Source organism: Sphingomonas sp. PAMC 26621 (genome assembly GCF_000251145.1).
Classification (GTDB): Bacteria; Pseudomonadota; Alphaproteobacteria; order Sphingomonadales; family Sphingomonadaceae; genus Sphingomonas.
In genome coordinates this window covers 15,285-26,032 of sequence record NZ_AIDW01000019.1, presented here as the reverse complement: position 1 = coordinate 26,032, position 10,748 = coordinate 15,285, and the positions used below count along the sequence as shown (strand labels likewise).

Sequence of the window (10,748 nt, the reverse complement as noted above, 5' to 3'; positions counted from 1 at the left end):
TACGGGATTATACGAAGGCAATTAGATCGGCGAGACGATGATCCGCTGCAGTTCGGAATCGATCAGGCCCCCGACATATCCCGACAGGCCGACATGATCGACATTGGGATCCGAGATCCGCCGGAACCACACCCCATGCCCGATCGCCATGATGAAATCGGCGAGGTGGAGCCGTTGCGGGTCCTTGGTCTCGCCCGGCGCCAGGACCGCCAGCGCGGTCAGGATACTGCCGCGCACGCGGGCGTCGACCCGGTGAACGATCGCTGTCACGCGCAAGTTGCGGGTGGCTTCGGCGATGGTCTCCGCCATCAGCGCGAAATCATCGTCGAGTGTCGAATCGTCCTCGATGAAGCGCCTTATCCATGTCCGAACAAGGTGAAAATCCTGCGCCTCGACCGCCAGGGCAAGCGCCTGCTCGTCCAAAAACACCCCGACGTCGGGTTCGACCAGCGCGGCGATGATGTCCTCCTTGCAAGCGAAATCGCGATACAACTGGCCGACCTTGACGCCCGACTCGCTTGCGATCTGCGCGACTCCGGTGCCGTGGAAGCCATGCCGCGTGAACAATTGCCGCGCTGCAGCAAGAATTTTCCCGCGCCGCTCCTCGGCTTTTTCCAATCTTGATTTCAATGGCTTACGTCCGTCTTTTCGAAGCGGCTGAATGGTCCGGGTCCCTTATAGCACTTGCTCTCGATCAACAGCAGAGGTAAGCGCGGCGCGGCAAACGTGAGTGATCGATCACTCACATTCTAGGCATTGGAAGCAGCGTGCGCAAATCCTCATCCTTCGCGGTCCTGACGGCCACCCTCCTTGCTGGCTGCGGCGGGAATGCCCAGCAGCAGCCCCCGGCGCCGTCCGCGCCGCAGGTCGGCTATGTCACGCTGACGCCCCAGTCGGTGACGCTCAGCACCGAACTCGCCGCGCGCACCGCCGCCTTTGAAACCTCCGAGGTTCGCCCGCAGGTCAACGGCTTGATCACTGCGCGGCTGTTCACCGAGGGGGACGAGGTCCGCGCCGGGCAACCGCTCTACCGGATCGACTCGCAGCCCTACCAGGCGCAGGTCGCCAGTGCGCGCGCGGCGCTGTCACGCGCAAAGGCGGCGATCGCCTCGAACGACGCGCTCGCGCGGCGTTATGGCGAGCTCGTCAAGATCAACGCGATCGCCAAGCAGGATTACGAGAACGCGATCACCACCGCCCAACAGGCGCGCGCCGACGTCTCGGCACAGGAAGCCGCGCTCCGCACCGCGACCATCGATCTCGGGCGTACCACCGTGCGCGCGCCGATCTCGGGGCGGATCGGCCGCTCGGCGGTGACGACCGGCGGTCTTGCGACGGCTTCGCAGACGACTGCGCTGAGCACGATCCAGCGACTCGACCCGATCTATATCGACATCACCCAGTCGAGCGCGGCGCTGCTCAAGCTGCGCCAGCAGCTGCTCGCGGGTCAGCTCTCGCGCGGCGCTGGCGCGGCGCGGGTGCGGCTCAAGCTCGAGGACGGAACGACCTACCCGATCGACGGCGTCGTCAAGTTCGCCGACGTGACGGTCGATCCCGCGACGGGCAGCCAGACGATCCGTGCGCAGTTCGCCAATCCCAACCGGTTGCTGCTGCCGGGCATGTACGTCACCGCGCAGTTCATCGAGGGCACGCAGGCCAATGCGCTGCTCGTCCCGCAGCGCGCGGTGAGCCGCGACGAAAAGGGCAATCCGGTCGTGATGATCGTCGGCCCCGGCGACAAGGTCCAGCCGCGTACGCTGACGGCACCGCGCACGATCGGCGACAATTGGCTCGTCACCGCCGGACTCAAGGCGGGTGACCGGATCATCGTCGAAGGCGCGCAGAACCTCCAGCCGGGGACGCCGGTCAAGCCCGTCCGCTGGCAGGCCAAGGCCGCGAAACCCGATGCTGCGGCTGCCGCCGCCAAGGGGCAGTAAAGCGCATGTCACGTTTCTTCATCGATCGACCCATTTTCGCGTGGGTCGTCGCGATCATCCTGATGGTCGCAGGGCTGATCGCGATCCGCAGCCTGCCGATCGCGCAATTTCCCTCGATCGCGCCGCCCTCGGTCAGCATTACCGCCACCTATCCGGGGGCCGACGCGCAGACGCTCGAAAACACCACGACCCAGATCATCGAGCAGCAGATGAAGGGGATCGACAACCTTCGGTATTTCTCGTCGTCGTCGAGCTCGGCCGGCACGGTCACGATCACGCTGACCTTCGAGCAGGGGACCGACCCCGACATCGCGCAGGTCCAGGTCCAGAACAAGCTCCAGGCGGCGACTCCCCTGCTCCCGCAGGAAGTCCAGCAGCAGGGCATTCAGGTCGCCAAGGCGACCGCCAATTTCCTGCTGATCCTCGGCGTCTATTCGGCCAATGGCCAGCATAGCGCGTCCGATCTTGCCGATCTGCTCGCCTCCAAGGTCCAGGACCCGCTCAGCCGGGTGAACGGCGTCGGCGATACCCAGTTGTTCGGCGCGCAATATGCGATGCGCGTGTGGATCGATCCGCTCAAGCTCAATGGCTATCAGCTGACGATCTCGGACGTCACCGCCGCGCTCCAGTCGCAGAACGCCCAGGTTTCCGCCGGACAGCTCGGCGCGCAGCCCGCGCCCGCGAGCCAGATGCTCAATGCGACCGTCTCGATCCAGTCCCGCCTCAACACGCCCGAGCAGTTCGGCAACATCCGGCTCAAGACCGACGTAACCGGCGCGGTCGTCCGCCTGCGCGACGTCGCGCGGGTCGAGCTTGGGGCCGCCGACTATGGCTTCAGCACGCTTTACAATGGCAAGCCCGCCGCCGGAATCGGGATCAAGCTTGCCCCGGGGGCGAATGCGCTTGGCACCGTGGATGCGGTCAAGGCGCGCATCGCCGAGATGCAGAAGACCTTTCCGGCCGACGTGAAGGTCATCTACCCGTACGATTCGACCCCGTTCGTGCGGCTGTCGATCGAACAGGTCGTCCACACGCTGATCGAGGCGGTCGTGCTCGTCTTCCTCGTCATGTACCTGTTCCTGCAGAACTGGCGCGCGACGCTGATCCCGACGATCGCAGTGCCGGTCGTGCTGCTCGGCACGTTCGGCGTCCTGGCGCTGGCGGGCTATTCGATCAACACGCTGACGCTGTTCGGCATGGTGCTGGCGATCGGTCTGCTCGTCGATGACGCGATCGTCGTCGTCGAGAACGTCGAACGCCTGATCACGACCGAACATCTTTCGCCCAAGGAAGCCGCGCGCAAGTCGATGGACGAGATCAGCAGCGCGCTGGTCGGCATCGCGCTCGTGCTGTCGGCGGTGTTCCTCCCGATGGCGTTCTTCGGCGGGTCGACCGGTGTGATCTATCGCCAGTTCTCGATCACGATCGTCTCGGCGATGGTGCTGTCGGTGCTGGTCGCGTTGATCCTGACACCGGCGCTCTGCGCAACGATCCTCAAGCCGCACGATCCCGAAAAGGCCGAGGGGAAGGGCCCGCTCGCGCGCTTCTTCCGCTGGTTCAACAAGACGTTCGATCGCGGCACCGCGCGGTACGAAAAGGGCGTCAAGGCGACCGCGCACCGCTGGGGCCGGTCGATGATCGTCTTTGCGCTGATCGCCGGCGTGATGGCACTGCTGTTCGTTCGCCTGCCGACAGGCTTCCTGCCCGACGAGGATCAGGGCACCGTGATCGCGCTGGTGCAGGGTCCGTCCGGCGCCACCACCGCGCGCACCGACGAGGGGCTTGCGCAGGTCCGCGACTATTTCATGAACACCGAGAAGGCGAACGTCGAAGGCGTCTTCACGATCAGCGGCTTCAGCTTCGCGGGTGCGGGGCAGAATGCGGGCCTTGCGTTCGTTCCGCTGAAGAGCTGGGACAACCGGTCGGGTGCCGCCAACAAGGCGCAGGCGATCGCCGGGCGTGCGATGGGGACGTTCTCGCAATTCCACGACGCGATGATCTTCGCGATCGTCCCGCCTGCGGTGCAGGAACTCGGCAATGCGACCGGCTTCGATCTCCAGCTCGTCGACACATCGGGCATGGGGCACGAGAAGCTCGTCCAGATGCGCAACATGCTGCTTGGCATGGCGATGAAGGACAAGCGGCTCGCGCAGGTCCGCCCGATGGCGCTGGAGGATGCGCCACAGCTCAAGATCGACGTCGATCAGGACAAGGCCCGCGCGCTCGGGCTCGATCTGGGCGAGGTCAACAGCACCATCTCGACCGCCTGGGGCAGCCAGTATGTGAACGATTTCATTGACCGCGGCCGCGTCAAGCGTGTGTTCGTCCAGGCCGATGCGCCGTTCCGCCTCAAGCCCGAGGACCTCGACAAATATTACGTCCGGGGGACGAACGGCGCGATGGTCCCGTACAGTGCCTTCACGACGCTGCGCTGGACGCAGGCGCCGGTGCAGCTGACCCGCTACAACGGCCAGCCCGCCATGGAATTGCAGGGCGGCTCCGCACCCGGCGTCAGCAGCGGCGCCGCGCTCGGCGCGATGGCGGAACTCCAGGCCAAGCTCCCACCGGGCACGTCACTCGAATGGACCGGACTGTCCTATGAAGAGAAGCTTTCGGGCGGTCAGGCACCTGCGCTGTACGGCTTGTCGCTGCTGATCGTCTTCCTCTGCCTTGCGGCGCTGTACGAAAGCTGGTCGGTGCCGATCTCGGTGCTGCTGGTGGTGCCGCTGGGCGTGGTCGGCGCGTTGCTCGCGGCGATGCTGACGGGACTCAACAACGACATCTACCTGCAGGTCGGGCTGATCACGACGATCGGCGTATCGGCGAAGAACGCGATCCTGATCGTCGAATTCGCCGAGGAACGGATGCGCGAGGGGATGAACGCGTTCGACGCCGCGATCGCCGCGGCACGAATCCGGTTGCGACCGATCCTGATGACCAGCCTCGCGTTCATCTTCGGCGTGATGCCGCTGGCGATCTCGACCGGCGCGGGCGCTGGCGGACAGAATGCGATCGGTCGCGCAGTCGTCGGCGGGATGCTGAGCGCGACCGTGCTCGGGATCTTCTTCATCCCGATGTTCTTCGTCGTGGTCCGCGCGCTGTTCGCGGGCCGCAAGAAGAGGTCGTCGGACGACCCGGAGCGGCGCGGGGACGAGGACACGGCCAATGGCCCGCCCGCCCCGAACACCGCCCCGAACACTGCCCCTAACACTGGGCCGCAGGGAGCATGAGCATGACGATCACGATCCGCACCGCCGCCGCGCTGCTCGCCAGCGTCGCGCTGGCAGGCTGCAACCTCGCGCCCGACTATGCCCGGCCGCACGGTGCGATCCCCGCTACCCTGCCGCAGGGCGGGCCGTATCCTGCTGCACCGACCGATGCGCCGGACGTCAGCAAGATCGGCTGGAAGACGTTCTTCACCGACCCGAAATTGCGCGACGTGATCGCGCTTGGGCTGGAGAACAACCGTGATCTGCGGCTGGCGGCGGCGAACGTCTTGCAGGCGCGCGCGCAATATAAGGTCCAGCGCGCAGACCAGTTGCCGACGGTCAACGCCAACGGCTCGGCCTATTACGCCAACGCCCTGGGCGCTTCGACGTCTGGTGCCGGCGGGGTCGGCGGGGTCGGAACGGGAACCGGGACCGGCACGGGGACCGGCACCGGCGCTACGACGACAAGCAGTTCGAACCTGGAATTCTATTCCGCGAACGTCGGCATTTCGTCGTTCGAGCTCGATCTGTGGGGGCGGTTGCGCAACCTCAGCCAGGCCGCGCTCCAGCAATATTTCGCGACCGAGGAAGCGCAGCGCTCGACCCGGATCAGCCTGATCTCCGAAATCGCCTCCGCTTATCTGACGCTGGCGTCGGACCAGGAGTTGCTCGCGGTCTCGGAGGAGACGCTCAAGAGCTTCGACCAGTCGCTCCAGCTCACCCGCGCGCAGTTCCGGATCGGCACCCAGTCCGAACTGGTCGTGCGCCAGGCCGAGACCAATTACGAAGCCGCCGCGAACGACATCGCCACGCGCCGCGCGTTGATCGCGCAAGATCGCAATGCGCTCGACCTGCTCGTCGGCACGACCACGCCCGCCAGCCTGCTGCCGGGCACGCTTGGCACGGTCGACCGGACGTTGAGCGTCATTCCGGGGAACGTGGAGTCCACCGTGCTGCTGCGCCGCCCCGACGTGTTGCAGGCGGAGCATCAGTTGATCGCGCAGAACGCCAACATCGGCGCGGCGCGCGCGGCGATGTTCCCGACGATCTCGCTCACGACCAGCTTCGGCACCGTCAGCAGCGCGTTGACCGGCCTGTTCGGCAACAACACGCAAAGCTGGTCGATCGCCCCCGGCGCGACGCTGCCGATCTTCGATTTCGGACGGCGCAAGGGCAACCTCGAGCTTGCGCGCGCGCAGGAACTCGGCGCGGTCGCGACCTATGAGAAGACGCTGCAGACCGCGTTTCGCGAAGTCGCGGATGCGCTGGCGACGCGCGGCACGATCGACGCACAGCTCGGTGCGCGGACCCGGCGCGCAGAAGCGGCGCAGGTCGGTGCGCGGCTGTCGGATGCGCGGTACCGGGCGGGGGTGGATTCGTTCCTGACGACGCTCGATGCGCAGCGCACATCCTACAGTGCACGGCAGGACCTGGTGACGACCCGGCTCGCGCGCGCGACCAATCTGGTGACGGTGTACCGCGTGCTCGGCGGCGGGCTGAACTGACGGCGAGGGACGGCAAGGCGCCAATAGCGGGAGAACCATTGGCCGGGTGAGTCGTTGAGATTGCGACCCACCCCAGCACCGAGGTTCCCATGACCGAGACAGACCTGTCCCACGCCCGCGCCGTCCGGATCGAACGTTTCGGTGGTCCCGAGGTGATCGACCTTGCCGACGTTGCGGTCCCGGCACCCGGCGCGGGGGCGCTGCTCGTTCGTACGGCGTTCGCGAGCGTCAACCCGGTCGACTGGAAGATCGCCGAGGGTAAATACCCGCCGCTTGGCAAGGACAAGCTGCCGATCGTCCTCGGCCGCGACCTGTCCGGGACGGTCGTCGCGGTCGGCGCGGGCGCAGACGCCCAGATCGGCGATCGCGTCTGCGCGTTCATCGATACCGATCGCGGCGCGCAAAGCACGCTCGTGATCCTCAAACCAGGGGAAGCGGTCGCGGTCCCCGAGGGCGTGTCGTTCGAGGATGCCGGCGCGGTGCCGCTCGCCGCGATGACCGCGTGGCAGGGGCTGTTCGATCATGGCGGGCTCGAGGCGGGCCAGTCGGTGCTGATCCACGGCGGCGCCGGCGGCGTCGGGCACATCGCAGTTCAGCTCGCCAAGTGGAAAGGCGCGCGCGTCATCGCGACCGCCTCGGCCAAGGACCTCGATTTCGTCCGGTCGCTCGGCGCCGATCAGGTCGTCGATTACAAGGCCGAGCGGTTCGAGGATGTCGCTCACGATCTCGACATGGTGTACGACACGCAGGGCGGCGAGACTCAGGATCGTTCGTTTGGCGTCCTGCGCAAGGGCGGCATCCTCGTCTCGACGCTCGACCCGGACGCGGCCAAGGCCGAGGCGATGGGCGTCCGCACGGTGCCGCGCTGGCACGCCTCGCCTGACGCGGCGGCGTTGCGGCAGGTGATCGACCTCATGGCGGCGGGGACCGTCAAGGTGACGATCGCCAAGGCATTTCCGCTCGACGCGATCCACGACGCGCAGGCGTTCGCGCAGCACGAGCATCCGCGGGGCAAGGTCATTCTCACGGTCGCGCCGGACTGATCGCGCCAGCTCTAACGATCCCGCCGCACCGCCCCCATATGCGATCAATGCAAGACCTGACGATCTGGTTCGATGGAGGATGCCCGCTGTGCCGGCGCGAGATCGCGCTGATGCAGCGGCTCGACCGCGCGGGTGCGATTCATTTCGTTGACGTGGCGGGGGCGGAACCCGCGAGCTGCCCGATCGACCGCGACGCGCTGCTCGCGCGGTTCCACGCGCGGGAGAATGGCGTCATGCTGTCGGGCGCGGCGGCCTTCGCCGCGATGTGGCGCGCGATCCCGGTGCTCCGCCCGATCGGCCTAGCTGCGCGCTCCCCGCTCGTGCTGGCACTGCTGGAACGGACCTACCGGGTCTTCCTGCGGATCCGCCCCCGACTCCAACGCGCCGCGCGCCGGCTCGACCGCTGACATGAAGGACCCCAAGTGAGCGACGATCGCACCAAGGGCCGCGCCGTCCCGAGCGGACGACTGGCCCGCCTCGGCATTTTCGGGCGGATGGCGGGCGGGGTTGCCGGCAATGTGGTCGCGGAAGGCGCGCGTCGCCTCGCCAGCGGCGAGGTCCCCAAGATGGGAGACCTGCTCCTTACCCCTGCCAACGCCGTGCGCGTCGCGGATCAGCTGTCGCATCTGCGCGGCGCGGCGATGAAGCTCGGGCAGATGATCTCGATGGACGCGGGCGACATGCTCCCGCCCGAACTCGCGACGATCCTCGGGCGGTTGCGCGACAATGCCAACCACATGCCGCCACAACAGCTCGATGCGGTGCTCACCAAGGAATGGGGCAAGGACTGGCGGCGTCGCTTCGCGCACTTCCAGGCGCATCCGATCGCGGCGGCATCGATCGGCCAGGTCCACCGCGCGCGGATGCCCGACGGGCGTGAGCTTGCGATCAAGGTGCAATATCCCGGTGTGCAGGGAAGTATCGATTCGGACGTCGACAATGTCGCGACGCTGCTCCGGGTGTCGGGCGTGCTCCCCAAGACGCTCGACATCGCGCCGCTGCTTGCAGAGGCGAAGCGCCAACTCCACGAGGAAGCCGACTATCTGCGCGAGGGCAGCATGCTCGCGCGCTATGGCGAATTGCTCGGGGGGTCGCCGCAGTTCGTCGTCCCGGGGCTCCACGAAGACCTGACCACGTCGCACGTGCTCGCGATGGATTACGTCGCGGGCGTCCCGATCGAATCGCTCGAGACCGCGCCGCAGGCGATGCGCGACCGGGTGATGGGGCAATTGATCGACCTCGTTCTGCGCGAATTGCTCGACTGGGGGCTGATGCAGACCGATCCCAATTTCGGCAACTACCGCTGGCAGCCCGAAACCGAGCGGCTGATCCTGCTCGACTTCGGCGCGGCACGGGCGGTGCCGGCGGCGACCGCGGACGGCTATCGCGCGCTGCTCGTCGCTGGACTTGCGAGCGACGGCGATGCGGTGCGCGACGCTGCGGTCGCCGCCGGGTTCCTCGGCCCGGCGGCGGTGGCGGCGCATCGGCCATTGGTCGACCGGATGATCGGCGTCATCATTGGCGAACTGGGGAAGGCGGGGCCGTTCGACTTCGGCGACCGCGCGTTCGTCGGCGTGCTGCGTGACCAGGGGATCGACATGGCGCGCGACCGCGCGACCTGGCACATCCCGCCGGTCGATACCCTCTTCGTCCAGCGCAAGATCAGCGGCACCGCGCTGCTCGCGGCGCGGCTCAAGGCGCGGGTCGACGTGCGCAGCTTGGCCGAGGGGTATCTCGCACGTCCGGCCGGGTGAGGGAACGGAACGCGCGCGAAGCCGCTTCACACCGAGCAACCCCGATGATGGCGAGGCCCTAAGATGACGCAGGATGACGAAAAGTGGATGCGGCACGCGATCGAGATCGCACGATCCAAGGGTTCCGATCCGTCGACCTCACCGCTCGGCTCGGTGATCGTGCTCGACGGCAAGATCATCGCCGGGGAACGCAACCAGACGCACGAACTCCCCGATGCGACCGCGCATGCCGAAATGATGGCGATCCGCCGCGCGTGCGAGGCGACCGGCGAGCTCGAGCTGCGCGGCGCCACGCTCTATTCCACGCTTCAGCCGTGCGGCATGTGCACGATGGCGTCGATCTGGTCGAAGGTCGGGCGCGTCGTCTATGGCGCGGAAGCTGCGGACGTCCATCCGATGTATTTCGAGGCGCGGCATACCGACACGCTCGATTTCGTTCGCAACGCCTATCGTGACGATATCGTGTTCGAGGGCGGATGCCTGCGTGCGGAATGCGCCGAACTCTACTACGGACCAGACGATGACCTGCCCGAGGACGAGCAGGCCAACCTGTAATCCTCCTGCCGACCGGACGCATCGATGGAACCCGCTGACGCCAAGGACCTGATCGACGAAGCGATCGAACGCGCCGAGGAGAATGCGAGCGCCGCCGGACGCGTCGAACGCGATCGCGAGCGCCGGTTTCGCGACCGGATCTCGCTGATGGTCGGCGGCTTTGCGGTCGCGCTCGCGATCGTCCACATGGGCGCAGCGGGGGCGCAACGCGACAGCCTGCTCCAGGGCATCGCCGCGTCGGACAGCTTCGCCTATATGCAGGCCAAGATCGTCCGCGAAACCGTCCTCAAGACCGCCGCCGCGCAACCCACCGCCGCCGCCGCCGACCGCGTGGCCTGGGCGCACGAGGCGACGCGCCTGCGCACGCCGGATGCGGCGGGGCATGCGATCGGCCAGCTTGAAACCGCCGGTGCGCGCCAGCGCGAAGCGGGCGAGATCGCGGCGCGGCGCGGCGAAGGGTTCGAGCTCGGCGAAACGGCGTTGCAATTGGCGATAGTGTTGCTGTCGATCGCGATGGTCGCACGCTCCAAATGGATCGCGGGCGGGGCAAGCATCGTGGCGGCCGTCGGGGTGGTGCTGGCGGTTGCGGCGAGCTTGGGGTTTTTGCTGTAACGGGCGGGACGCACCGTTGGCGGGGATTGCCGGTGCCTCGCTAGGCGCGGGTAGGCTGTCCGATCTGCCCGAGACGCCAAGCATCAAGCCCTATCGGCTGGCACCTCGGCCCGAACGCGCCCGCGACCGCCAC

Annotated in this window: 9 protein-coding genes; 8 read left to right on the top strand and 1 reads right to left on the bottom strand. The window is 67.1% G+C overall.

Annotated elements, in window-relative coordinates:
- Positions 1 to 21: 21 nt before the first annotated feature.
- Positions 22 to 630, bottom strand: a complete 609-nt coding sequence (locus RI03_RS10025) for a TetR/AcrR family transcriptional regulator (RefSeq protein WP_026046620.1) — start codon at positions 628 to 630, stop codon at positions 22 to 24.
- Between the two features lie 137 nt (positions 631 to 767).
- Here RI03_RS10025 and RI03_RS10020 point away from each other — a divergent pair, with 137 nt between their 5' ends.
- The 8 genes from RI03_RS10020 (at position 768) to RI03_RS09985 (ending at position 10,615) form a co-directional block, all read left to right on the top strand.
- Positions 768 to 1,937, top strand: a complete 1,170-nt coding sequence (locus tag RI03_RS10020; RefSeq protein WP_010163889.1) for an efflux RND transporter periplasmic adaptor subunit — start codon at positions 768 to 770, stop codon at positions 1,935 to 1,937.
- A 5-nt stretch (positions 1,938 to 1,942) separates the two neighbouring features.
- On the top strand, positions 1,943 to 5,167 hold the full coding sequence (locus RI03_RS10015) for an efflux RND transporter permease subunit (RefSeq protein ID WP_010217076.1): 3,225 nt from the start codon (positions 1,943 to 1,945) through the stop codon (positions 5,165 to 5,167).
- Positions 5,164 to 6,651, top strand: a complete 1,488-nt coding sequence (locus tag RI03_RS10010; protein ID WP_010217075.1) for an efflux transporter outer membrane subunit — start codon at positions 5,164 to 5,166, stop codon at positions 6,649 to 6,651. Before RI03_RS10015 ends, RI03_RS10010 begins: the two co-directional genes overlap by 4 nt.
- Positions 6,652 to 6,740: 89 nt before the next feature.
- Complete coding sequence (locus RI03_RS10005) at positions 6,741 to 7,694, top strand: NADP-dependent oxidoreductase (protein ID WP_010217074.1); 954 nt, start codon at positions 6,741 to 6,743, stop codon at positions 7,692 to 7,694.
- Positions 7,695 to 7,741: 47 nt separating this feature from the next.
- A complete protein-coding gene (locus RI03_RS10000) occupies positions 7,742 to 8,101 on the top strand; it encodes a thiol-disulfide oxidoreductase DCC family protein (RefSeq protein ID WP_010217073.1) in 360 nt (119 codons plus the stop codon).
- Between the two features lie 15 nt (positions 8,102 to 8,116).
- The gene (locus RI03_RS09995; protein WP_010217072.1) at positions 8,117 to 9,448 is read left to right on the top strand and encodes an ABC1 kinase family protein; all 1,332 of its coding nucleotides are present in this window, start codon (positions 8,117 to 8,119) and stop codon (positions 9,446 to 9,448) included.
- 63 nt (positions 9,449 to 9,511) lie between these two features.
- On the top strand, positions 9,512 to 10,003 hold the full coding sequence (locus RI03_RS09990; protein WP_010163880.1) for a nucleoside deaminase: 492 nt from the start codon (positions 9,512 to 9,514) through the stop codon (positions 10,001 to 10,003).
- Between the two features lie 24 nt (positions 10,004 to 10,027).
- A complete protein-coding gene (locus tag RI03_RS09985; RefSeq protein WP_010217071.1) occupies positions 10,028 to 10,615 on the top strand; it encodes a DUF4337 family protein in 588 nt (195 codons plus the stop codon).
- Positions 10,616 to 10,748 lie beyond the last annotated feature (133 nt).